Annotated in this window: 14 protein-coding genes and 4 pseudogenes; 17 read left to right on the top strand and 1 reads right to left on the bottom strand. The window is 59.3% G+C overall.

The features are described from left to right. Positions 1-78 precede the first annotated feature (78 nt). From QZ964_RS06160 to QZ964_RS06080, 17 genes and pseudogenes are all read left to right on the top strand, one after another. On the top strand, positions 79-2148 hold the full coding sequence (locus QZ964_RS06160) for an ATP-dependent helicase (RefSeq protein WP_292529965.1): 2070 nt from the start codon (positions 79-81) through the stop codon (positions 2146-2148). Beyond that, positions 2114-2893: an SOS response-associated peptidase gene (locus QZ964_RS06155; protein WP_292529963.1), complete on the top strand. Its 780-nt coding sequence runs from the start codon at positions 2114-2116 to the stop codon at positions 2891-2893. The genes QZ964_RS06160 and QZ964_RS06155 overlap by 35 nt, the downstream gene beginning before the upstream one ends. A gap of 33 nt (positions 2894-2926) precedes the next feature. Then, positions 2927-3272, top strand: a pseudogene (locus QZ964_RS06150) (DNA polymerase IV); the annotation flags it as partial. A gap of 240 nt (positions 3273-3512) precedes the next feature. Then, positions 3513-3782, top strand: a complete 270-nt coding sequence (locus QZ964_RS06145; RefSeq protein ID WP_292529960.1) for an NnrU family protein — start codon at positions 3513-3515, stop codon at positions 3780-3782. A 799-nt stretch (positions 3783-4581) separates the two neighbouring features. Further along, positions 4582-6801 (top strand): helix-turn-helix domain-containing protein, encoded by a 2220-nt coding sequence (locus QZ964_RS06140; protein WP_292529958.1) that lies wholly within the window; start codon positions 4582-4584, stop codon positions 6799-6801. Continuing rightward, positions 6798-9149 carry a class I SAM-dependent DNA methyltransferase gene (locus tag QZ964_RS06135; protein WP_292529955.1) on the top strand — a complete coding sequence of 784 codons (2352 nt, stop codon included), beginning with the start codon at positions 6798-6800 and terminating at the stop codon, positions 9147-9149. The genes QZ964_RS06140 and QZ964_RS06135 overlap by 4 nt, the downstream gene beginning before the upstream one ends. Further along, positions 9146-10474: a restriction endonuclease subunit S gene (locus QZ964_RS06130; protein WP_292529953.1), complete on the top strand. Its 1329-nt coding sequence runs from the start codon at positions 9146-9148 to the stop codon at positions 10472-10474. The genes QZ964_RS06135 and QZ964_RS06130 overlap by 4 nt, the downstream gene beginning before the upstream one ends. Next, positions 10458-13478, top strand: a complete 3021-nt coding sequence (locus QZ964_RS06125) for a type I restriction endonuclease subunit R (protein WP_292529951.1) — start codon at positions 10458-10460, stop codon at positions 13476-13478. Before QZ964_RS06130 ends, QZ964_RS06125 begins: the two co-directional genes overlap by 17 nt. Next, a complete protein-coding gene (locus QZ964_RS06120) occupies positions 13412-14488 on the top strand; it encodes an AIPR family protein (RefSeq protein ID WP_292529949.1) in 1077 nt (358 codons plus the stop codon). The genes QZ964_RS06125 and QZ964_RS06120 overlap by 67 nt, the downstream gene beginning before the upstream one ends. A gap of 333 nt (positions 14489-14821) precedes the next feature. Then, the gene (locus QZ964_RS06115; RefSeq protein WP_292530158.1) at positions 14822-15193 is read left to right on the top strand and encodes a transposase; all 372 of its coding nucleotides are present in this window, start codon (positions 14822-14824) and stop codon (positions 15191-15193) included. Next, positions 15190-15537, top strand: a complete 348-nt coding sequence (tnpB, locus tag QZ964_RS06110) for an IS66 family insertion sequence element accessory protein TnpB (protein WP_292529947.1) — start codon at positions 15190-15192, stop codon at positions 15535-15537. The genes QZ964_RS06115 and tnpB overlap by 4 nt, the downstream gene beginning before the upstream one ends. Before the next feature lie 84 nt (positions 15538-15621). Continuing rightward, a pseudogene (locus tag QZ964_RS06105) lies at positions 15622-16413 on the top strand (transposase); the annotation flags it as partial. A gap of 559 nt (positions 16414-16972) precedes the next feature. Next, positions 16973-18226, top strand: coding sequence for a group II intron reverse transcriptase/maturase (ltrA, locus tag QZ964_RS06100; protein WP_292529945.1), 1254 nt, complete (start codon positions 16973-16975; stop codon positions 18224-18226). A gap of 550 nt (positions 18227-18776) precedes the next feature. After that, positions 18777-20078: a group II intron reverse transcriptase/maturase gene (ltrA, locus tag QZ964_RS06095; RefSeq protein ID WP_292529944.1), complete on the top strand. Its 1302-nt coding sequence runs from the start codon at positions 18777-18779 to the stop codon at positions 20076-20078. A 180-nt stretch (positions 20079-20258) separates the two neighbouring features. Beyond that, positions 20259-21119: pseudogene (locus QZ964_RS06090) on the top strand (IS66 family transposase); the annotation flags it as partial. Positions 21120-21121: 2 nt separating this feature from the next. After that, positions 21122-21355 (top strand): hypothetical protein, encoded by a 234-nt coding sequence (locus tag QZ964_RS06085; RefSeq protein WP_292529942.1) that lies wholly within the window; start codon positions 21122-21124, stop codon positions 21353-21355. Between the two features lie 339 nt (positions 21356-21694). Next, positions 21695-21934: pseudogene (locus QZ964_RS06080) on the top strand (hypothetical protein); the annotation flags it as partial. Positions 21935-22014: 80 nt separating this feature from the next. Here QZ964_RS06080 and QZ964_RS06075 read toward each other — a convergent pair. Then, positions 22015-25881, bottom strand: a complete 3867-nt coding sequence (locus tag QZ964_RS06075; protein WP_292529941.1) for an AAA family ATPase — start codon at positions 25879-25881, stop codon at positions 22015-22017. Positions 25882-25962: the final 81 nt, after the last annotated feature.

The raw sequence follows: 25962 nt of genomic DNA, 5'->3' as shown, positions 1-25962 counted from the left end.
CGCTACAAAGTCGATCATGGCAATGCGTCGGTCCTTGGGAAATCAGTTAAGAACAACAGCAGGATATCGGGAGATTTCATGAGCGCCGCCCATCTGGACAAATTAAATCCCGAACAGCGCAGGGCCGTGGAGCATGGCGTTGGACCTGCCGAGAACGGGATCGGCGGTCCCCTCTTGGTCATCGCTGGCGCGGGCTCAGGCAAGACCAACACGCTCGCCCATCGTGTGGCGCACCTCATCGTCAACGGCGCCGACCCCCGGCGAATTCTGCTGATGACTTTTTCCCGCCGCGCGGCGGCCGAGATGGTGCGCCGCGTCGAGCGTATCTGCGCTCAGGTGCTGGGGAGCAATGCCGACGTCATGAGCAATGCGCTCGATTGGGCAGGAACGTTTCATGGCGTCGGCGCACGGCTCTTGCGCGATTATGCGGAGCAGATCGGGCTCGATCCAGATTTTACGATTCACGACCGAGAGGATTCCGCCGATCTGATAAATCTGGTCCGCCACGAACTCGGCTTCTCGGAGATGGAAAGCCGGTTCCCGACCAAGCGCACCTGCCTTGCCATCTATTCGCGCGCCGTGAATGCAGAGATGCCGCTCGATGAGGTGCTCCGGGGATCCTATCCTTGGTGCGCCGGTTGGGAAGCACAATTGCGCGAGTTGTTCGCCGCTTACGTCGAAGCCAAGCAGGCGCAGAACGTTCTCGATTATGACGACCTGCTGCTCTATTGGGCGCAAACAGTCAGCGATCCGGTGCTCGCCGACGATATCGGCGAGCGGTTCGACCACGTTCTGGTCGACGAGTATCAGGACACGAACCGTCTCCAGTCCTCGATCTTGCTCGCATTGAAGCCGGGCGGGCGGGGCCTCACCGTCGTTGGCGACGATGCACAGTCGATCTATTCGTTTCGCGCCGCGACCGTCCGCAACATTCTCGATTTTCCAAATGCGTTCAGTCCATCTGCCGACATCATCACGCTCGACCGGAACTATCGATCGACGCAGCCGATCCTCGCGGCAGCCAATGGCGTAATCGATCTCGCCTCCGAGCGCTTCACAAAGAATCTTTGGACGGAACGCCAGTCGGCGGAGCGTCCCCAATTGGTTAACGTACGCGATGAAGCCGATCAGGCCCGCTATATCGTCGAACGCGTGTTGGAGAACCGGGAGGTTGGCGCGGACCTGAAACAGCAGGCTGTGCTTTTCCGGACCTCCCATCACAGCGGTCCGCTCGAAGTGGAGCTGACCCGCCGCAACATTCCCTTCGTCAAATTCGGCGGCCTAAAATTCCTCGACAGCGCCCATGTCAAGGACACGTTGGCGGTGCTGCGCTTTGCGCAGAACCCACGTGATCGCGTCGCAGGATTCCGCCTCATGCAGCTTCTGCCCGGTGTCGGGCCATCAGCGGCGCATCGCGTGATGGACTTGATGGCCGACCATTCTGATCCGCTCTCCGCCCTCTCCGACATTCCGGCGCCGCCGCGCTCAGGCGATGACTGGGCCGCCTTCGTCGACACGCTTCAACAGCTTCGCTCGGGCAACGCTGGCTGGCCTGCTGAGATCGAATGTGCGCGCCGCTGGTACGAACCGCACTTGGAGCTCATTCACGAAGACGCGTCCGCACGCCTGGCCGATCTTTTGCAACTCGAGCAGATCGCGGCGAGCTATCCGTCGCGCGAGCGCTTTCTCACGGAGTTGACGCTCGACCCGCCCGACGCAACGAGCGATCATGCGGGTGCGCCGCTGCTGGACGAGGATTACCTGATCCTCTCTACGATTCATTCCGCCAAAGGACAGGAATGGAAAGCGGTGTTCGTGTTGAATGTCGTCGATGGCTGCATCCCTTCCGATCTCGGCGCGGGAGCTACAGCGGAAATAGAAGAGGAGCGGCGCCTACTCTATGTCGCCATGACACGTGCAAAAGACAGTTTGCATCTCGTTGTGCCGCAGCGCTTCTTCACCCAGGGTCAGAGTGCGCAAGGCGACCGCCACGTCTATGCCTCGCGAACACGCTTCATTCCGGCTGCACTGCTGCAGTTCTTCGAATGCAGAACTTGGCCCGTCAAAGCGGCCGCGGCAGACGGAAAACGGAACGCTGGACAGGTTCGAGTCGATGTCGGCTCGCGAATGCTCGGCATGTGGCGATGAGGAGAACTGGCCTTTGTGTAACTTGTATTCATTGACGAAAGGACAGCAGGCGATCCGCGAATTGGCGGGCGCGATGAGCGACCGGACGGGCAACCTCCCTCCCCTTCCCGCTGTATTTCCCGATTATCCGGCGCCGATAGTGCGCAATCAAGCTAAGGGCCGCGAGTTGACGATGGCCCGCTGGGGCATGCCGTCACCGGCCTTTGCTCTCAAGGGCAAGAAATCTGACCCGGGAGTCACCAACGTCCGCAATGTCAAATCTCCTCATTGGCGACGCTGGCTCGGGATCGAAAATCGCTGCATCGTTCCTTATACAAGCTTCTCCAAAAATGAGGCGCTGCTGGACGGCACGCATCCGCCTGTCTGGTTTGCATTCGACGAGACGCGGCCGCTCGCGTTTTTCGCCGGCATCTGGACACGCTGGACTTCCGTGCGAAAGGTGAAGGAAGGCGAGACGACCAATGACATCTTCGCGTTTCTGACGACCGACGCGAATAAGGAGGTCGGGGCAATCCATCCGAAAGCAATGCCTGTCATTCTGACGGCACGAGAGGAGATCGACCTCTGGATGACAGCTCCGGCGGAGGAAGCGCTCACGCTGCAACGGCCGCTTCCTGACGATGCCCTCGTGATCGTCGCGAGAGGCAACAGGAGGGACGAGGGAGGCCTTGCGCTCACCCCAGACGCCAATGGAGACACGATACTGATCGACGCCGAACAGCTTGATCAGGATGCCTCGGCCTAGCGGGTGCGGCAGCGCAAGATCATCCATATCGACATGGATGCGTTCTTTGCGTCCGTCGAGCAACGAGATAATCCTGAGCTGCGTGGAAAGCCCGTCGCCGTCGGCGGATCGCGCGAGCGCGGCGGCTGCGAGCTATGAGGCGCGGAAATTCGGCGTGCATTCCGCAATGCCGTCGGTGACCGCCAAGCGCAAATGTCCCGATCTGATCTTCGTGAAGCCGCGTTTCGATGTCTACAAGCAGGCGTCGCTCGATATCCGAGAGATCTTCGCCGAGCACACGCCGATCATCGAGCCGCTGTCGCTCGACGAGGCATATCTCGATGTGACCGAAAATCTAATGGGGATCCCCTCCGCAACGCAGATCGCCGAGGAGATCAGGACGCCAGTGACGCCCTACCCCTCCTCCCCCGGCCACGAATCGATCAAGTCTGGACCGTCGTAAAGCTCTACACGGCGCGCGAGTGGCGACGCCTTGGAGCGAGCTACAACCTCGGCGAAGCAGCGACGAGCGCTAAGCCCGTCACTTGCTGAGTGCGATCCGACGTGCCTTCCATCTTCCCAAATCAAAATCGCGAATTGAGGCTCGTTCGTTCGTTCGAGGTCTATTGCTGGCATCGTCTTGCCTCCGAATCATTTCCGGCATGTTCTATCTGATCCACGACGAGGTCGAGGGATAGGGCTGATTGAACAGTTCGGTTTGGGACCATTCAAGGGCGTCTATTCGCTGGTGGCCCTCGTCGGTTTCGCCCTCATTGTCTGGGGCTTCTCCCGCTATCGGGCTTTAAAATCACGCCACGACGACCGCCGCGCGACAGAAGTTGCGATTGCCATCAAATCTCTCAACCGGATGAACGAACTCGGGCGCGCAAAATTCGTTCGACGGGCATGAGCGAAGCCGCCTCAACGTTCAAACACGCCTTGCAAATGCTCCATGCAACAAGGGCCGCGCTGGTGTTGTGTCAAGAAGGCGCGAAAGCGCCATGCTGTACGAGAGATGAAGGAAGACCCTTCGGAGCCGCCTTGCAGGAGGAGGCTCCGAACTACCATGAGCTGCTTCGGTCAAAAGCCGCGGTCGTGAACGTCATGGTCAAAAGGCGCGGCAAAGACCGCGTCATGTGTGGATGGGAGAGACGAACGCAAGTGAACCTCTGATGAAGCATCGAAAGACCTTAGACGACACCAAAACCGGGGCTTCACCAGTGCTCCGGGATCAGCATGGAAGATGCCTGCTTACTGACCATGTGGTGTCCGGTGTTTAGGAGGCGTGACTCTCATACGGGCTGTCGTACGGAACTTGAGAACCTGACCGACGATGCCAAGGGAAAAGGCACAAGCGGAGACCCCGCGAGGCCGAAAGTACCGATGCGTCGGGGAGGGGCGGACTGCTTCGTAGTAGCGATGAAACGGGGTAATGCCCGCGGAGCAAAGGCAGAGGTCACCAACGTTGGGAGTGAGTCAACTGGCGACAGGAGGAGCTCCAATTCTCGACGGAAGGCGGCAGCCTTCGCTTGGTGGCACGAGCCGGATGACGCGAGAGTGTCCAGTCCGGATCTGTGAGCGGCTCGGGGTGAAATTCCCCGGGCCGACTCGGCACCAAATATGAAAATATTTTGTTGCATATATGCTAACCACCGTTTACATAGAATCCGCAGGGCAGCAGCGGCCCGGCTGTCGGCAGGAGCAGGACCATGGAATCAATCGCGGCGGCGCCGATCGGCATCGGCCAGGACATAGCGCAATTTCGCGCTGAAATAAGCGCAACACAGAGTCAGCTCGCATCTAAATCAGGTGTTGATCAAAGCCGGGTATCCCGCATCGAGAAAGGCGAGCCCGGAACGCAAAGCGAGCTCGGCAAGATTTTGGCCGCACTGAAGGATCTGGGGTCAAAGGGCGCTTCGGACTACGGATCGTATTTGGCCAGAGATTGGCAATATGTCGAGCGGCCTGACTTTTCCAATCCGCAGCGCAATGTCCTGGAGCTGGCCGAGGAGGGTCTTCGGCAAATAGCGGCCTTTCTGGAGGAAGAGGAGCGTCCCTGGCCCCTAAAACGCCAGTTGGAACGTCAGCGGGCGGCTATCGAGGCGACTGCGGTGTATCTGGGAAAGAACACTCATCAAATCGCATTCATCGGCGAAGTGGGTGTCGGGAAATCGACGGCGATCAGCTTTCTGTATGGCTTGCTCGATCCGACGTTACCTGCGGGCGATCTTCGGGAGCGGGTCGTTCTGGAGACCGGCGGCGGACACACGACTCTCTGTGAAGTCAATATCCGGCGCGGCCCTGGGTTCGGCATTGTGCTCCAAGCCCAGTCAGACGAAGAGATGCGCAACCTAGTCGGCGATTTCTGCGCCGCCACATGGCTGCGCCGATCACGGGAAGACGGTCAAAAGAACGACAGCGTCAACGTCAGCGAGGAAGTGCAGCGCGCACTTCGAAACATGTCCGGCCTTACGGTGAAGCGTGAACGCGACTCCAACGGAAAGACTAATTCTCACGATCAAAATGCCGAACTGGCGAGCCGGTGCGCTACCGAGGAAGAATTTCGTGCGCGCGTCATCGAGCGAATGAAGCTCGAAGTCCGGACGCGGCGCGAAATCTGGATCGAAGACGGGGGCGCCAAGACGGCCATGCAGCAATTGCGCAAGCTGTTCCGCGACATCAACAACGGTCGCATCGAAGACGTGCCGTTACCGGCTTCGATCGACCTCCTTATCCCTGGCTTCGGCGCTGAAATGCCCGGACTGGCGGTATCCGCGGTTGACACCAAGGGCCTTGATGAAGTTGCTGTGCGCGCCGACCTCGATGCACGGTTAAAAGATAGTAGAACTCACGTTGTCCTGTGTTCGACATTCAACCAGGCGCCAAGCACGTCAGTGCAGCTTCTTCTCGATCACCTTCGCAATGCCCACGGGGTGCGGGTGGACGCTGGCAAGGTGTCGGTGCTGGCATTGCCGCGCGATGACGAAGCAATGGCCGTCAAGGATGACAGCGGGGAGCCGCCGATCGACGACGAGGATGGCTACAATCTGAAGCGCGACCAGATTCTCCGCACGTTGGCTAGCGGCGACGGGGCGCTGAAAGGCGTGCCCATCCTTTTCTTTAACGCGAAAAGGGATGACGCGGCCAAGGTCCGAGGCCAGCTGATTGATCAAATTGTTCGGCTTCGCAAATCCTGTGAGGAGCGGCTTCTCGACGAGTGCGCGGCCGCCGACGAAGTGATCCGTCACCATGAGACTCAGGCTTTCACGTCTGCGGTGCTGGCGGTCGCCGATCAACTCAGTAACTTTCTAGGGGCCCACGCTCCTTTACCCCCCCGTGTCCGGCAGCCGTCGGCGGAATTGATCGAGGCCATGCGCGCGATCCGGTATGCATCGACCATCTGGGCGATGACCCGTCGAAACGGCGAATACTACAACTTCAGTGTCAGCCATCAGGTCGGGGCCGGCGGAGCTAAGGACGCACTTCTTCGTTCCAAAACCTGGTTCGAAAAGCTCCAGGGTGTGCTCGATACGCTTAAGCAGGACAATGACCTCATGCTGGCGCAAAAGACCATCCAGCAGGTCGAGGTGAGCGCTGAAGGCTGGCGGCGGGCCTTCGCCGAGGCGGCACGCACGGCGGCCGTTGAGGTTTATCGTGGCCCATTGGAAGCAGATGTTGGGCTGTGGTCGCAATGTGCGGCGCAGTGGGGCGCCGGGCCGGGCTTCAAGAGCCGCGTAGAGCGAATCATCCGCGACTGGTTCGAGACACAGATCGGGCTGAATCAAAAGCTTGAGGGCGTAATGGCCGCACTATGGGAGGAGACCGTTGTCAGGCCCCTGGAACGCCTGTCGAACGAAAGCGCCGGCGAACTGCCGGAGGATATTCGTCCTGCCAACGTAGTGGCCTTCGCGCGTCGGGTACCAGCATGAACATCAACGGCTTCATCTGGAGCATCGCCGATGACGTGCTCCACCATGTCTACGACCGCACGAAATACCGCGACATCATCCTGCCGATGACGGTCATCCGGCGGCTCGATGCGGTGCTTGAACCCACCCGCGCCGCCGTCCTGGCGCGGAAAGCGGAACTGGACGCGGCGGGCATCCCGGAGGCCGCCCAAGGGCCGGCGCTAGACCGTGCGGCCGGTCAGGCTTTTCACAACCGCTCGCCTTTCACCCTCCGGCAGCTTCTTGCCCGGCCTAACCCCGAGACTCAGAAGGCGGACTTCGAGGCTTACCTTGACGGGTTTTCCGAAAACGTCCGGGAAGTCATTGCGCGCTTCAAGTTTCGCGAGGAACTGGGCAGGCTCACCGAGCACAACCGACTTCATGCGCTGATCGAGAAGTTCTGCGACGAGCGGATTAATCTCGGGCCGACTCCGGTTCGTGATGACCAGGGGCGTTTGCGCCTGCCTGGTCTCGACAACCATACCATGGGCACGATCTTCGAGGAGCTGCTTCGCCGATTCAACGAAGATTACAACCAAGGGGCCGGTGAACAGTTCACGCCGCGCGATATCGTGGAGATGATGGCCGACCTGGTCTTTCGTCCGATAAAAGACCGCATCGGCGACGGCACCTACCTTCTCTATGACGACGCCTGCGGCACCGGCGGCATGTTGACCGTCGGAGAAGCCAAACTGCGCGAGCTTGCTTGCAAGGAGGGAAAAAAGATCGAAATTCACCTCTATGGCCAGGAACTCAACCCCGAGACTTACGCAATCTGTAAAGCCGACCTGCTGCTCAAGGGCGAGGGCGAGGAAGCCCGCAACATCGCCTTCGGCTCGACATTGTCGGCCGACGCCCACGGCCGGAACGGGCTGAAATTCGACTTCATGATGGCCAATCCGCCATTCGGGACAACCTGGAAGATCGACCTAGCGGAAATGGGCGGCAAGTCCGCCGCAAACGATCCGCGCTTCGTCGTCGAGCATGATGGGCTGCCCAGCAACGACGATCGGCTGCGGCTATTGCCGCGCGTCTCGGATGGCCAATTGCTGTTCCTGGTCAACAAGCTGTCCAAGATGAAGGATACCCCGCTCGGCTCGCGCATTGCCGACGTCCATAACGGATCGGCATTGTTCACCGGCGAAGCAGGTTCGGGCGAGAGCAATGTCCGCCGCTGGATTATCGAAAACGATTGGCTGGAGGCGATCGTCGCCTTGCCCCTCAGCATTTTCTACAACACTGGCATTGCGACCTATGTCTGGGTGCTGAGCAACCGTAAGGCCAAGGCCCGCGAGGGCAAGGTCCAGTTGATCGATGCAACCAAACTGTTCCAACCGCTGCGCCGGAACCTGGGCAAGCGCAACTGCGAGATGAACGCCGCACATATAGAGACTGTGCTCGCCGCCTATGCGTCAATGGAGGTGAGCGATATATCGGTCGTGCTGCCTAACGAATCCTTCGGTTACTGGAAGATTGTCGTCGAGCGCCCGTTACGGCTCGCGTCCCAATTTACCAGCGAGGGGGTGGAGGCGCTGCGGTTCCAAAGCGGACATAAGGCGTTGCGTGAGGCGCTGCACGTCGAGTTCGGCGATTCTTTGTTCGACAATTTCGTGTCTGTCGCCGATCGCCTGAAAATGCATCTCGATCCCCCTGAGCCGGAGGCCGAGGAGGCCGACGAAGGCGAGGAGGACGCGGGCGAGACGGCTGAAGAGACCCCACGCCTGCCGAAGAAAACCGTCAAGAAGCTGCTCAATCCGGCGACATGGTCACGGGACAGACGACTGCACCGCGCGGCCAAGGCCTTGATGAAGGCAGTCGGGGAAAAAGAGTATGACGACTATGCGGCATTCGAGGCCAAGGTGCAGGATGCGGTCAAGGCCGCCAAGCTTGACGTAACTCCAGCGGAAACGCGGCTGATCGCCCGCGCCATGAGTTGGCGGTCGCCCGGCGCCAAGCCAATCGTGAAGGCGACGTACAAGCCGTCCGCCAAACCCGCGAATCCTCTGGGCGGCTTTTATTTGGTCACGCCAAAGGGCAAGCCTGCGGTCGTCACCTATGAGGCGGATAAACAGCTGTCGGATACCGAGATCATCGCGTTTACTGAACCCGGCGGCATTGACGCATTCTTTGAGCGCGAGGTTGCGCCACACTTGACTGATGCGTGGATCGATCGCGCTGCCACCAAGATCGGCTACGAAATCTCATTTGCGCGCCATTTTTATAAGCCGAAACCGCCTCGCCCGCTGGCCGAGATCAAAGCCGAGATCGACGCCTTAGAGCGTCAGACGCAGGCCCTGCTTGACGCTGTGCTGGTCGAGGCCGACACGTGAACGCCAAGCTGAAACCCTATCCTGAATACCGCGACAGTGGCGTCGATTGGCTTGGTCGCGTCCCGGCCCATTGGGACGTCGTACGCAATGGCCGGCTCTTCGCGGAAAGAAACGAGACGGGTTTTCCTGAGCTGCCGATCCTTGAGGTGTCGTTGCGGACGGGTGTTCGGGTCCGCGACATGGAGGGCGGACGCAAGCAGCAAATGTCCGACCGCGCCAAGTATAAGCGGGCAGCCCAAAACGATATCGCCTACAACATCATGCGTATGTGGCAGGGCGCGGTCGGCGTCGCGCCATGTGACGGCCTTATCAGCCCGGCCTATGTCGTCGCCCAGCCGCTACCGGGCGTCGTTTCGAGGTTCTACACCTACCTCTTTCGGACTAGCGCCTATATGCGCGAAGTCGATTTTGCGTCGCGTGGGATCGTGCCCGATCGCAATCGTCTCTACTGGCAGTATTTCAAGCCGATTCTGTCGCCTGCGCCCCCGCATGACGAGCAGCGCCGAATTGCCGAGTTCCTCGATACCTATGCAACGCTGGTTCAACGTCTCGTCGCCGCTAAGAGGCGAACGATTACCATTATCGACGAACAGCGCGACCAGATAATCGAGGGCATTCTTGTTCACCATGGAACCGAAGTTGCGGTTGAGATGATGCTCAAGAGGGCGCTCAACGCGATCGTCGGTGGGTCTACTCCGTCGCCAAATCCGGAGTTTTGGAACGGCGAAATCGTATGGATCACGCCGCCGGATATTAGCGCAGCGGATCGCCTGTCCTCATCGCGTAGATCGCTAACGGCAGCCGGATTGCGAAGCTGCGCCGCTACTGTCGTACCTGCGGGTTCCGTCATCCTAACTTCGCGCGCACCGGTAGGAAACATAGCTATTGCCGATGTTCCGCTTGCGACCAATCAGGGGTGCAAGGCGCTAGTGCCCAACTCGGAAAAGATATCAAGTGAGTTTCTGGCTCTTACGGTCAGAAGGCTTGTGCCGCTGATGAGAGTTCTTTCGACCGGCACAACATTTCAGGAAATATCGACGTCCCGTCTTGGTGCCATGCAAATCAATTTACCCAGTGTCGAGCAGCAGAATTCTATAATACGAGAAGTAAATACTGAGACTCGCCATTTGCAGACCGCCAAGGAGCGAACTGCGGCTGAGATCGACCTGATCGTCGAGTATCGTGACGCGATGATTGCCGCTGTCGTTACGGGCCAACTCGACGTGCGAATGGCGGAAGTCGGCGCTGTCCAGGGCTCAGACCTGCTGGCCGATGTGCCGTCCGACGACGACGATATGGAGGACGCGCTTGAGCAGGTCGACTGACATCAGCGAAGGCGGGCTGGAAACATTCATCGTCGCGGCACTAACCGGCACAACGCCTGCGCGCGTGCTCCCAACGCCGGGCCACTCCGAGGAGGCCGCGCCCGTCGCCGGTCCTGATGACTATATCGAGGGCCACCGAGAAGACTATGACCGGGTTCACTCGCTCGACCTCGTCCAGTTTGCATCGTTCCTGCACGCGACTCAACCCGACCTAGTCGGCACGTTGTCGATCGACACCGACACGCCGGTGCGCCGCGCCTTCCTGGCCCGGGTGCGCGACGAGATCACTTCGCGCGGCGTGATCGACGTGTTGCGCTCCGGTGTCCGTCACGGCCCGCATGAGGTGAAGCTGTATTTTCCTCTCCCGTCACCGGGCAACACGGCGGCGGCGACTCGCTTCGCCGCCAATCGCTTCTCCGTCACCCGGCAACTCGGCTATTCGCTCGATACCGCCCGACGCGCGCTCGACCTCGGCCTGTTCATCAATGGCGTGCCTCTCGCCACTTTCGAGCTGAAGAACAGCCTGACCGGTCAGACGGCGGCCCATGCCGAGGAGCAATACAAGACCGACCGCGACCCACGAGAACTAATTTTTCGCTCCGGTCGCTGCGCCGTCCATTTCGCGGTCGATGACCGTGAGGTGCGGATGTGCAGTCAGCTTGCGGGCCAGAAAAGCTGGTTCCTGCCGTTTAATCGCGGCTGGAACGACGGCGCGGGTAACCCTCCCAATCCCGGCGGCATCAAGACCGACTATCTGTGGCGACAGGTGCTTGCGAAACGCAGCTTGGCTGACATCATCGAGAATTTCGCCGGCATAATCGAGGAACGCGACGCACGCGGCCGGATCACTGCGCGCAAGCCGATCTTTCCCCGTTACCATCAACTCGACGTCGTGCGGTCGCTCTGCGCCAACGCCGCCGAGCGGGGTGCGGGCAAGCGATATCTGATCCAGCATTCCGCCGGCTCGGGTAAATCCAATTCTATCGCTTGGACGGTGCACAAGCTCGTCGGACTGGAGCGCGCGGGCGCGTCGGCTTTCGATACCGTCATCGTGGTGACGGACCGCCATGTACTCGACAAAAACCTGAAGGACACGATCGGCGGGTTCGCCCAGACCGCGCGCCTCATGGGCCATGCCGAGCGTTCCGGCGACCTGCGCACCTTCATCGAAAGCGGCAAGAAAATCGTCGTCACGACCGTTCAGAAGTTTCCCTTCATCCTGGACGATATCGGCAGCACGCATCGCGGTCGCCGCTTTGCCATCGTGATCGACGAGGCGCATTCCAGCCAGGGCGGTCGTGCGGCCGGGGCGCTGAACACGGCGCTCGGCGGCAGCGTGGCGGACGACGAGATGACGACCGAGGATCGCATCCTCGCCATCATCGAGGGCCGCCGAATGCTGGACAACGCCAGCTACTTCGCCTTCACCGCGACACCGAAAAACAAGACCCTGGAGTTGTTTGGCGAGCGCTATGAGGAAGACGGCGTGGTGAAGCACCGGCCGTTCCACCTCTATTCCATGAAGCAGGCAATCGAGGAGGGTTTCATCCTCGACGTGCTGGCGCACTACACGCCGGTTTCCAGTTACTATCGGCTCGCGAAGACGGCGGCTGATGACCCAGAAGTCGATGTGTCCCGCACGTTGAAAACCCTGCGCCACTATGTCGAAGGGCATGACCACGCGATCGCCACCAAGGCTGGAATCGTGGTCGATCATTTCCTCGATCAGGTGATTGCCCGGCGCAAGGTCGGCGGCGAAGCACGCGCGATCATGGCTGCCGACGGCATCGAGCGGGCGATCGACTATTGGCGCGCGATCAACGCAGCCCTCGTCAAGCGAGGCTCGCCCTACAAGGCGATCATCGCGTTTTCGGGTACCGTCGACGACGCGGGCGAGCAGCGCACGGAGGCGTCGTTCAACGGATTTCCGAGCAGCGAACTGGAGGATAAGTTCGACGCTGACCCTTACCGTTTCCTCGTCGTCGCGGACAAATATCTGACCGGGTTTGATCAGCCCAAACTGTTCGCAATGTACCTCGACAAGACGCTTGCCGGCGTTAAGGCGGTGCAGGCTTTGTCACGTCTCAACCGCGCCCGGCCGGGGAAAACCGAGCCAATCGTGCTGGATTTCCGCAACGACCCGGCTGTCATCGAAGCTGCGTTTTCCGACTTTTACCGCACGACAATCCTGTCCGGCGAGACCGATCCCAACAAGCTCCACGACCTCAAACGTGCGCTCGACGCGGCGGGTGTTTACGCTGGGAGCGACGTCGAGAGCGTCGTCTCGCTGTTCCTGCAAGTGGCGCCGCGCGACCAGATCGACCCCATCCTGGATGCATGTTCGGCGCAGTACGAACAACTCCCGGAAGACGATCAGATTGCGTTCAAGGGTGCGGCCAAGGCGTTCGTTCGCACCTATGCGTTCCTCGGCGCGATTCTGCGATATGCGGTGCCGGAGTGGGAGAAGTTGTCGACTTTCCTCACCTTGCTGATCCCGAAGTTGCCCAGTCCCACGAGCGACGAAACGCCCGTCGACGTGCTCGAAACCATCGACATGGACAGCTACCGCGTGGAGGTCGAGGCGGCCATGGAGATTGCCTTGGCGGACGCCGATGCGGAGATCGAGCCGGTTCCCACGGGCGCGGCGGGAGGCCGTCCGGAGCCGGATGTCGACCAACTCAGCAGTGTGATCCGTGACTTCAATGAACGCTTCGGCGCCACGGAATTTCGCGACCAGGATCGTGTCACCCGGTTCCTGTTCGAGGAGTTGCCGGAGAAGATTGGCGCAAACGGCCGGGTGCAGAACGCGCTGCGGAACAGCGACAGTCAGAACGCACGGATCGAACACGACCGGGCGGTCGATGACGAATTGCTGGGCAGCCTGGCCGATCACACCGACCTCTATGCGCTCTACAATACGGACAAGGCTTTCAAGACGTGGCTGCAAGAACGGCTATTCGACGCTGCAAAGCGGGCGCAGAATCCAGCGCCGCCAGCGACATAATTTGCGTCGAGATCGATGACCTGCGTGCGCTCCAGCTGGAATCATTTGGGTTCAGCAACCCGGGGACTAAGCCAACCAAGTTCCAACCACCTCCGCTATGGGGCCTTGCCATGTATGACCCTATTCAAAAGCAGATCGCGACCGACTACTTTCAGCAAAGATTCCCCAATGACGGGCAGCGCTTTGTCGCTTGGTACCTTCGGAACATCCTGTTCCGTGACATGAACGAACCCCGCGACGACATTACCGACGGTGCCGACGACAAGCAGATTGATGCGCTTATCGTGGACGACGACAAGTCCTTGGTTAGCATCGTGCAAGGCAAGTTCATTCAGAGCGGCACGCTCGATGCAGAACCCTTGCGCGAAGTCTTCTCGTCATGGGTGCAAATCAAAGATCTCGCCCGGCTCCAGAACGTCGCAAACCAGAAACTTGCCCGCAAGCTTCCAGAATTGGCGGCCGCTCTGGAAGAAGACTACGAAGTGTCGTTCGAACTGATTACGATAGGCACGCTGAGCGAAGCGGCGCAGCATGATCTTCAGACGTTTCAAGAGGAATTAGCGAAGCTGAATGAAAATGAAGCGTTCGACGCCACCATTCATGTCATCGACGCGGACGAACTGAGGCGGCGCTACGACTACGCGATCGAAGCGGACAACCCCAGCATCAACTACAAACTTCCGCTGGCGGGCGTGAAGCACATGTACCACGAAGTCGCGGGAACGCCCGTGCTAATTGCCGCACTACCTTTGAAGGAGTGCGTGAAGCTGCCGGGCATCAAGGATGGCACGCTGTTCCAAAAGAACGTGCGCCAAAGCCTTGGCACAAGCAATGTTGTCAACAAGGGCATTCGTAGCACAATCTTGGGCGACAAGCGGAGCGATTTCTTCTTCTTCCACAACGGCGTGACGGCGCTGTCCAACAAGATGACGTTAGATGGCGACGCGCCAATCATTGGCATAACAATATCGCCTATGTCGACCTTCGACCTCTTGTTGATGTTGGCATAATCTCGCTTGGATATTTGATTTGCACCTTGGAGTACTATCTTTCCAGAAGTGAAGTTTTTCGAGGTCAGAAGTGGATACGCCTCCTCGACGTATTTGGGGGAATCATGGGTCCCGTCCCTTACGTCAGAAACAGAGCCAAGCTCTTCAGTCTTGTAACCATGGGGATTAGATATTGGATCGCCAAACATCTCATAGAAAATCGCCTGCCCCACTTCATTCGTATCCCTTCGCCGGCGGCCGCCTGGTTTTGAACTCGATATTGGAGATAGCTGTCTGAAGAGTGGCTCGATGATCGTGTCCACTTAAGACAAATGGACACTATCGTTGATATCGGTGGGCAAAGACGGCGAGTTGGCGCCGATCAGGCGCAAACGTCGGTCCTGGAACCGGGACGAGAAGCGCCGGATCGTCGATGAGAGCCTCGAAGAAGGCGCGTCGATTGCCGAGGTGGCGCGGCGGCACGAACTCAACGCCAATCAGCTTTTCACCTGGCGCCGAGAGTTCGACGTCGACCCTGCCGCGCCGAAGAATCTCACGCCAATACTGCCGGTGACGATCGCGTCGGACACCACCGCAGAAGGTTCCACTTCGGGATCGCGCGGCCAGATGGAAATCGTTCTTTCGGAGGGCGACCGGATCCTCGTCTGGGCTGATGTCGAGACGGCGGCGTTGTCGCGCGTATTGAAGGCGCTGTCGCGGCGATGATTCCGATTCCGAGCGGCGTCAGGGTGTGGATTGCGACTGGTCATACGGACATGCGGCGCGGCATGCAGGGTCTGGCGCTGCAGGTCCAGGAATGTCTGAAGCGCGATCCGCATGCCGGCGATCTTTATATTTTCCGAGGCCGCCGCGGCGATCTCGCCAAGATCCTCTGGCACGACGGCATCGGGCTATCGCTTTACGCCAAACGACTGGATCGCGGAAAGTTCATATGGCCGTCGGCGTCAGACGGCGCGGTATCGATCTCGGCGGCGCAGATGGCGTACATGCTCGAAGGAATCGATTGGCGAAATCCGCAACTGACATGGCGGCCTAAGAGCGCCGGGTAGCGTGCGCGGATCGGGTCGAAAAAATTGCGGTTGCGTGCATTTTTGGGCGCCTCAAATCACGCAAGTTATGATTCACTTCGTCGCATGGATGCCGCTCGCGCCGCTCTCGCCCAAGAAAACGCCGCCCTGAAAGCGGCGCTGGCCGTTGCGCAGACCAATGGCCTGGAAGTTGCCGCGGAACTGGCGGTCGCCCGCGCGAAAGCGTCGGAAGATATGGCTCTGATCGCACAGCAGAAGCTTCGGATCGCGAAACTCGAGCGTCAGGTCTACGGGCAGCGGTCGGAGCGCTCGGCGCGGCTGATCGATCAACTAGCGCTCACCTTCGAAGAGCTGGAAACCGGCGCGACGGAAGACGAGATCGCGGCCGAAAAGGCTGTCGCCATGACGACGACGGTCGCCGGATTTACGCGCAAACGTCCCGAACGCAATACGTTCCCCGACCACCTTCCTCGTGAGCGCGTGGTGATCGACCCGCCGACGGCATGCGAATGCTGCGGGAGCGCTCGCCTGCGTAAGCTTGGCGAGGATGTGACGCGCACATTGGAAACGACGCTCCGTCAGTGGAAGGTGATCGAAACGGTTCGGGAGAAGTTCACCTGCCGGGATTGCGAGAAGATCAGCCAATCGCCAGCGCCGTTCCATGTTATCGCGCGAGGATGGGCGGGGGCGAGCCTCCTAGCGATGATTGTGTTCGAGAAGTTCGGTCAGCACCAGCCTTTGAACCGTCAGGCCGAGCGCTACGCGCTGGAAGGCGTGCCGATCGCGCTGTCGACCATGGCCGACGCGGTGGGCTCGGTCTGCACGGCGCTCGATCCGCTCCTTCGCCTTCTAGAAACTCACGTCATGGCGGCCGAACGCCTGCATGGCGACGATAGTGTGCTGCAGAGGCGCACAGGAAGGATGATCGCAATGGTCTGAGATTTCTGTGCGCACAAGCTGCGGCGACGATGAGGGTTGGCCCCTCGGGATCGGCTTTCAGGAGCAGGTCTCAAACCACTCCAAGCGGCTGCGTTCAAGAGGCGCGGTCGTGAGCGTTGGAGACAAAGTTCGAGGAACACCTCGAGCAGGTAAGCGTCCGAGAGACGAATGAAAATGAACCCACCGATGAAGCGTCGTTACGTGGAAAGCGTCGTCAAAACCAGGGGTGTGTCGTCCCTCTGGGATCAGCTCGCCAGATGCCTGATGACCGGGCGAGCGACGACCGGCGTTGAGGGGGCGTGAATCGGATGCGGGCGTCGCCGCGGAACTGCAGGAACCAGTCGCTCCGATGTAAAGGGAGAAGCCCAAGCGGAGAAGACCGTGAGGCGAGAGTACCGAAGCGGAGCACTGGGACGGACCAACTCGTAGTAGCGATGAGGGCTCGTAATGGAGCCGGAGCGAAGGGGTTGGATCAGGCCGGCGGACCATTAACGCAACTGGCGACAGGAGGACGTTGATGAACCCGCCAAGCAAGCCGTTCAAGATCGACAAGAGACAAGTGTACGAAGCATATCTGCAAGTGCGATCCAAGGACGGTGCAGCAGGCGTCGACGGAGTGACGATCGAGCAGTTCGAAGCGGACTTGAAGGGCAATCTCTACAAGATCTGGAATCGAATGAGCTCGGGCGCCTATTTCCCGCCGCCGGTGCGCGCCGTCTCCATTCCGAAGAAGAGTGGAGGCCAACGGGTCCTTGGAGTGCCCACCGTGGCTGATCGCGTGGCGCAGACTGTCGTCAAAGAGATGATTGAACCGGCTCTGGATGAAATCTTTCTGGCAGATTCCTACGGCTATCGACCCGGAAAATCCGCGCTCGACGCTATTGGGGTCACGCGAGAGCGATGCTGGAAATATGATTGGGTTCTGGAGTTCGACATCAAAGGTCTCTTCGACAACATCGACCACGCGTTGCTGCTGCGGGCTGTCCGGAAACACGTTACGTGTCCTTGGGCGCTGCTCTACATCGAAAGATGGCTGGCGGCCCCAATGTTGCAAGAGGATGGTGCGACGACCGAGCGAACACGCGGCACACCGCAAGGTGGCGTTGTGAGCCCGATCCTAGCCAACCTCTTCATGCATTACACGTTCGACCTCTGGATGGCGCGTGCCTTTCCGCACTTGCGATGGTGTCGATATGCGGATGACGGGTTGGTGCACTGCCGGACGGAGAACGAGGCGTGGATCGTCAAAGAAGCGCTGGCGTCTCGACTGGCGGAGTGCCATCTGCAACTGCATCCCTCGAAGACCAAGATCGTCTATTGCAAGGACGATCGGCGAAAAGGCGATTACGAGACGGTCGCGTTCGACTTTCTCGGATATTGCTTCAGGCCGCGATCCGTAAAAGGCCCGCGCTCGCAGAACCTGTTCTGCGGGTTTACGCCGGCGGTGAGCAAGCCTGCGCTGAACGCGATGCGATCAACGATCCGCGACTTGAAATTGCGTAAGCGAACCGAGGTGACGTTGGACGACGTCGCTCGCGAACTGAACCCGATGACTCGGGGCTGGATCGCTTACTACGGGCGATATACGCGCTCCGCGCTCTATCCGGTGGTCCGCTATATCGATCAGACGCTGGCCGTCTGGATCAAACGCAAGTTCAAGCGCTTCCACCATCGGTTGGGACGCGCGCGCCTTTTCCTCGCGAAGATAGCGCGCGAAAACCCAAGATTGTTTGTGCACTGGCAACTTGGCGCAAGCGGCGGGCTCGCTTGATGGGAGCCGGGTGAGGCGAGAGCCTCACGCCCGGTTGTGTGTCCAGCGAAAGCTGGCGTGTTCAGCAGGAGATAGACCTGCCGGGGTAAGAGTCAGAAGCCCCGTAGTTTGGATAGCAGGGTGGCGGGAAACCAAGACTCTGAAGCCTATCGACAAGATCTCCCCTGGGGAGATCACGAGTCACCGGGCCGTAATGAAAGTGAACGCAAAAGTGGCCTCGAAAGTGAGTAACCCCGAAGGTCGAGCCTGCAACCGTAGGGCGAAGGCAGCATGGGGAGCCGAAATCTGACCGAAGCGGCTCCTTTACTTCGGCGGGGTGGAAGCGACAGCACGGTGGCAAGGACATGCCGAGCAACTGGAGAAGCCCTCCTCGTCCCGGTGCGAAATCACCGGAGCAGGGTAGATCGTATAACCGGCCCAACCGGGAAATCGATCGAAGACGAGAGGGTGGCGGATGGGTCCGTATGAGCGATGAAGCGGAATAACGTCCGCGGAGCAAAGGGGCCCTGCTGTTTGTGAAGTCTCCGACCATAAGGAAGGCAAGGACGAGATGACAAAGGCGTCCATCGATTTGCAAGACCTGCGGCGGAGAATATACGTCAAGGCGAAGGCTGAGACGTCCTGGAAGTTCTGGGGACTGTATGTCCATATCTGCAAACTGGAAACGCTACGCGAGGCGTATGCGCTGGCCAAAGAGAACGAAGGCGCTCCGGGAAGTGACGGCGTGACCTTCGAGGCCATCGAAGCGCAAGGCGTAGAGGCTTTCCTCGCGCAGATAGCGGACGAACTGGTCGAACGCTCCTACGTGCCGTTACCGGCTCGGAGACAGGAAATTCCGAAAGATGGCGGCAAGGTCCGCGTTCTTTCGATTCCCTCGATCCGCGACCGGGTGGTACAGGGTGCGCTCAAACTCATATTGGAACCTATCTTCGAGGCAGACTTCCAGCCGGGGTCGTTTGGATACCGTCCCCGCCGGACAGCTCACGAAGCGGTGGACCGTGTGGCGCGAGCCATCGTTCAGCAGAAAACACGCGTTATAGATATCGACCTGCGCAGCTATTTCGACAATGTCCGACATGATCGGTTGTTGGCGAAGGTGGCCGAGCGGGTGGATGATGACGACGTGATGCACCTGCTGAAGGTCATGCTCAAATCCAACGGAAAGCAAGGCGTTCCGCAAGGCGGGGTCGCTTCGCCGCTGCTCAGCAACATCTACCTCACGGAGGTTGATAAGATGCTGGAGCGCGCGAAAGAGGTCACGCGTTACGGCAAGTACACCTCTGTCGAATACGCGAGATTCGCGGACGACCTGGTGATCTTGGTCGACGCCCACCCGCGACATGACTGGCTGATGGCGGCGGTGGAGAAGCGGTTGCGGCAAGAGCTCGCCAAACTGCAGGTCGAAATCAACGAAGAGAAAAGTCGAATCGTGGATCTATGCCGAGGCGAAAGTTTCGGCTTCCTGGGGTTCGACTTCCGCCGCATGCGCAGTCTGCGAGGTGTATGGCGTGCTCATTACACGCCCAAACTCAAAAAGCGGACAGCGCTGCTACGGAAGCTCAAGGCTGTGTTCCGCCGCCACCAATCGCAACCGGTTGATCGGATCGTCAAGTTGATCAATCCGGTGCTGCGCGGTTGGGTGAACTACTTTGCGGTGGGGCACGCCAGCAAGTGCTTCGGAATGGTAAAGGACTGGGTTGAAAAGAAGATCAGGCGCCACATGATGAGAGCCAAGAACCGACAGGGCTTCGGCTGGACGCGATGGACTAGGAGTTGGTTGTACCAAACTCTGAAGCTTTTTAACGGCTACCGAGTTGTAAGGCCCGCTTCGAAAGTCGCTCCGGCACGATAGGTCCCATAATCCTTGAGGCGAAACAAACAGGAGAGCGTAGTGCGGGAAAACCGCATGCTGCGTTCGACGTGGCGGGGGCTGGAAACGTGGTTCGGTCGCGAGCTGATCAATGCCGGCGCGCCAGTCCCCGACCCTACCTGAGAGAGGCCGGGGGTGAAAGTCCCTCGGCCTACTCGCCCGACCGTGCCGGTTCTGGCCGAAGGCAAGACCGATACCGGGCGGTGCTGGATTTATGTTCGAGACGACAATCCGTTCGGCGGCGCCGGGCCGCCGGCGGCGATGTTCTATTACTCGCGCGATCGCCGGGGCGAGCATCCGCAGGCGCATCTGGCGGGATATGCCGGCATCCTGCAGGCGGATGCCTATGACGGTTACAACAGGCTCTATCTGGCGGACCGCAAGCCCGGCCCGGTCAAGGAGGCGGCGTGCTGGGTGCACGCGCGGCGCCCCTTCTTCGCCATGGCTGATCTGGAGGAGAACGCGCGCCGCAAGGCAGCGGGCAAAAAGGAAATCCCTTTGTCTCCGATCGCGATCGAGGTCGTGCGCCGCATCGACGCCCTGTTCGAGATCGAGCGGTCCATCAATGGAAAGTGCGCCGAAGAACGCCTGGCGGTCCGCCGCACGCTGAGCCGGCCGCTGGTCGATGGTCTGTGGGGCTATTTGCGCGAGCAGGCGGCCGGGCTCTCGCGCGGGCACGACCTGGTCAAGGCTGTCAATTACATGCTCAAGCGTTGGACCGCGTTCACGCTGTTCCTCGAAGACGGACGCGTGTGCTTGTCCAACAATGCTGCGGAACGAGGGCTAAGAGGCATCGCGCTGGGAAGAAAATCGTGGCTGTTCTGCGGATCCGATCGCGGCGGGCAGCGCGCTGCGGCAATGTATAGTCTCATCGTCACAGCCAAAATGAATGGCGTCGATCCTCAGGCCTGGCTCGCTGACGTCCTCTCTCGCATCGCCGACCATCCCGCGCACCGGCTTGATGAGCTGCTGCCGTGGAACTGGGCGAAACAATATCCGACTGTCTCCGCTCGTGCGGCCTGAGCATGCATGTCAACAAAGTCTCCCACGTCAAGACGATCAGCCACATCGCCAGGGAACTCGGCGAAAACGAGGATTGGCTGTTCGACGTCGCCGCCGAAATGGAGCCCGAAGACGGCCTGATATGGGTCTATGGGATCGGCGACGACGGCGTGATGGCATTCACCGACTTCGGGATCGAAACCTTGGTCGAGCTGATCAAACTCTACAAAGATGATCCGACGCTTCTAAAGCGTTGAACTCAGGAGACTGCGAAGCCCGCGGCCTACGCCGGATGGCTACCTTCATTCAGCCGGTCGATGGCGCGCTGTCGTAGTCGCCGCAATTCACACGAAAGCGTTCGATGCGCCAGCGGGCTAGCCATGCGAGGCACGATGGCTCGCATGGCTACAGACTGTAGTCCAATCTCGGACGGGCTATGGTTGTCGATTTCGGTTTCAAAATGACCGCGGGGCGGGAGACCGTTAAATTAACTGGGGTGGGTCCCTGCGCAGGCCTTCGGGAGCAAAAGGTTGCCGGCTCAATGGGAGACGGCAATGCGGCGAATGATAACGATCGAAGGCGCGGATGAATTCGGCTCAGGGCGGCGGATTGCCGCGGCGCTCGCAGCGTCTGCAGTGAATTCGCTGGTCGCCCGCCGCATGGTCAAGAAGCAGCAGATGCGATGGTCGAAGCGCGGCGCTCATCTGATGCTACAGGTGCGCGCCGCAGTCATGAACGGGGATCTGCGTGAGCAGTTGTGTTACCGGCCACCGATATTCAAATCGCGGTTGGATTGGATGTTCAAACCGACGCCGCCGCTCCTCAGAGCGACGTAGCGCCCCAGCTAATTTAACGGTCCCGGACTAGCGGTGTCGTATTGGTAGCAGCCAACATTTGAGAGGCAGCCACGTTCCGATCATGATTTAGAATTTGGCAGCTCAAAAAGAACTCCGATGACTTCAAGCGCTTCCGTGATTTTCGGGAAGGAATGCGACCCGTCCAAGCTCAGGACCTCCGCCGCTGTTAGCCCGTCTGGGTTCAGGCTCTCCAACACCACGATCTTGTCGTGACACCGAAGCCGCTTGAAATACCGTGCGCCATCTTCGTCGATGCCCACGACCAGTCGTCCATCGAGTGACGCAATTTCGTTCGCTTTTACAGGCTTGTCGCGGGTGATGAGGAACTGCCCTTCAAGAGCAATGGGCTCGGCGCTGCGCCCTTCTACCTTGAATAGTCGTGCGCCTTTCAGTGTTTCGTCTAAGATATCCGGGTCAGGTACTGCGACGAACTCGCGCTCCGGATCAATCGGTGGGACCGGCAAGAGATGCGACGTGAATAGTGTACCGACAATTTTGCGGAAATCGGTATCAGGCTGGACGATCACTGGCGGGGGCAGCGCGGACGGGTCAACGGCTTGCCCGGTAAGCACAACGATTTCTGAATGGTTCTCTGGCTTGTTAAAGCGGCGCGCCAATAGCGCGCTTCCCAAAACGGCCACCACCAGGTTGCGCGGGTTGATTGTTGCGTAGTTGCTGACGATGATAAGATCGCCGATGCCGGCCACGGGGTCGAGCGTGCCCGCCGCGAGCTGAAATACATCATGGTTCGGCAGGACAACCTTGTCGCCCGAATCCCATTCCTTCACGGTTAAGAGGCCGTCGCCGGCACGGCCGTCGGTTTTTGCTGCCGCCGCGATGCCGGTCTGCTGCATTTCAGATTCCTTGACCTTGCTCTTATGGCCATCCGGGAATTCGATGACGTTTTTCGCCCACGGGAACGTGCGCGGTTCGCCTGTGTATAGATCGAAAGTGTCGAAGACGCTGAACGCGGTGTGAATTTTGTCGAGCAGGGTCTTGTCCCAATACTCCTTGACCACATCAGCCTCGGCGACGCCGAAGCTCTCATCATCTTTATGGTGCGGCTCGTTGATATACTGGACGGCTTTCTGGCTCTCGTTAAGGGCCTTGATAAGCGTCTCGAACGCCTTACGGTCGAACGGTGCGACATGCGCCTTGCAAAGCTTCTTCAGCTCCTCCTTAAGCTCATTAAGCGACATGTCTGGGATTCGATTGCTGACACTGCGCAGCATGAACTTGATAAGGTCTTCGCAGTAAATGCGCACCTTACGGATATACTCACGAGCCTTGGCGTCGTTGTTATTTGCCTTGGCTTCACTATAGACCCGCTGAAGCTCGCCACCGTTGGCGACGGTGGCGACTCCGGAAACCTTATTCACGCCGCCGATGAGGCCTTGCTGCGCAAGGAATTTTTCATGATCAATCATCATTTGGTAGAAGTTACGCTCGTGTGTCACCACGATGAGCTGCGCGCCGAGCAAATCGGTGGTCGGCATGTTGGCGCAGCGCACCAGCTCCTGTGCCCATTTGCGCTTATTGCGCGGATCAAAGGTCCCTTGCGGATCATCGAGGACCATCAGCGGCAACGGATTGAATCCTATCGCCTTAAGCGTCTCTTCGCGTAGGGCGAAGACGAACGACCATAGGATCGCGCGCAGCCACGAGGTGTTGGCGACGAGCGCTGCATTGATGCGCATGCCGGAGCTGAAGCTACCGGTAACGCTGACTTCCTTCCTGCCAATAACCGCTTCCTCATAGGCAAGTCGCTCCTTCAAGCAAATGCGCTCGCAGACGGCAATGATGGTGCCAGACAGCCCGGCAATAGAGCTGGCCGTTTCCGCCGCGACCAGCACTCGCATGGCCTTGAGGGGTTCCAGCGCGTCTTTGATCGCTTCGCGCGTTTTTTGAACGGTGTCGATTCGGACCCACGTCGTCGCTGCCGTTGCAGCGTGCGTTAGGTGCTTGGATAGATCATCCAGCGGTCGGGCATGACCCAGCGCCTGTTCAAGCACAGCCAGCTTACCTTCCACGCTATGGGCCGGAAAAATCCCATCCTCTTGCTTCTTGCCGATCAGCGCGCTCCATGCATCGCTGAAAGCGGGGCGCGCGGTCTTCCACCATTCCACCAATGCGATCAGACGTTCCAGCGCGTGAATTTCGCGCCGTAGCTGCATCACCGACTCTGGTTCGCCTTTTGTCGGCGTGAGCTCGGCATAGGTGAAGTGCGGAAGTGCACCCTTTTGATCCTCGACCAGCGTCTTTGCCGAAGCCGCGAGGCCGGTGAGGACGTTCGAGAACGGTTCGTCCGTGACAAACTTCTCCTGCATGGCGACGGCGTAGGCTTCCGCAGGCTCCATCTTGTCGATAGTGGTTCGCGAATTGCGGATAGCCACGGGCACCGTAGCCGTCACCGCCTCTTGGATACTGCGGCACACGTCGGCAATTTTGCGTTCAGCAGCGTCGGCATTGGTCTTCAGTTCCTCCAGCTCGACCGCTAGCGCTCGTTTCTTTTCGTTATCGAGCGGCGACGTACATAGTGGGCAATCGGCGTCGGCATCCTTGACCGGAATGAAGCTCTGCGCAGCCAGCGCCTTCAGGCGCAGTTTGACGTCAGCTGTCTGGCGGTCGTGCCATTCCAAAGCTTTCTTTAGGTTCGCCTTGGCCGTTTCCAAGGCAGCCGGTAGGTTGGCGAAATCCGAGGCAGTAGCGGCGTCGGTCAAAGCCTTCCACGTCTGAAATAGCGGGATAGACTTCGGTCCCTGTGTGACAAGACCGCGCGCACTAGATACTGCCGTTTTAATGGTGTTGCGACCCTCGGCTGTGGTCGTGTCGATGGTAGCGGGGATTTCGTTCTTCAGCGTCTCAAGATGCTTACCCGCGCCGTCGGATGCCCGTTTTGCTGCCGCCTTGAGCGTTTCGTCGATTTCCTTTTCGCCGAGTCTGATGGTCTCGGGCAGCTTAAAGTCGAACTCCTCCGCCAACTGTTTCGCGCTGGCGATATTATCGGCGAACTTACGTTCGTAATTCTCTATGCCTTGGTCCTTGGCGTATTTCATGAACTTGCGGTTACCAGCACCGAAGGCTGTAACGCCTTCGGCAATGTCGGATAGCTGATCGAGGCCGGTCAGCTGCTTCACCGCCTCATAGAGCGTTAGGCTGCTTCTCCCGAAGCCGATCTTCGCAAGCCGCGCCGGCATCAAAACACCGATTTCTGCAAGGCGGAGCGCCGCTTTCAGGCGGTCGTCGATCTGCTCTTCTAGCTGGGCGTTGCCAAGCAACGGGCTAACCATTCGGCGATAGGCTGTTGCCGTGTCGCCGTCAGCTGCTTTGAAGGTAAGCCGCACCCACACTTCAGCTTGTTTTCGTAAGTCTGCAATGGTCGTCGGATAGGCTGCCAGCGGCGGCCAGTTACCAACTTTCGTCCCATCGTCGCTTTCGACATCCTCGCGCTCACCGCGTTCGTCTACCGGCCCTTCATGTTCGCGGATGCGTTTACCTGTTAGCGCCCAGAGGATCGCGCTCACGAGCGAGGTCTTGCCGGAGCCGTTCTGCCCCTCAAGGCACCAGTTGTTGCCACCAACGTAGAGGTCAAACGGTTTGCCGCCAAAGATGGTCAGACCGCCGAAGCCGAAAGCCTCGATGCGAGCTAGTCGCCACGACTGCGTGCTCGCCTTACCGACGGCGTTCGCTTTGGCTTTCGCTGGGTCATGGTCCTTGTTTTCCCAGACCGCGACAAGGCCGGCGAATAGGGTCTCGTCACCGCTGGCGACCTTGCTGGAATCAGCGGCAAGCAGGAATTCAAGCAAGCGACGCTGCTCGGGTTTGTCGAGGGTGATTGAGCCTGCCTTGTGATCCTTATATTTGTTCCAGGCGAGCTTCGTACCGGCCAAAAGCAACCCGGTCGCTTCTGCTAACGATATTCCCATACGAAAGCGAGCCTCTTGATTTGCGCCTTTACCGACACACGCCACCGCTCTTTTAGAGAAAGGAACGCTGCATGTTCGTCT

Origin of the sequence: Methylocystis sp., from assembly GCF_021731785.1 — a bacterium.
GTDB lineage: Bacteria > Pseudomonadota > Alphaproteobacteria > Rhizobiales > Beijerinckiaceae > Methylocystis.
This window is presented reverse-complemented; position numbering and strand designations above follow the sequence as displayed.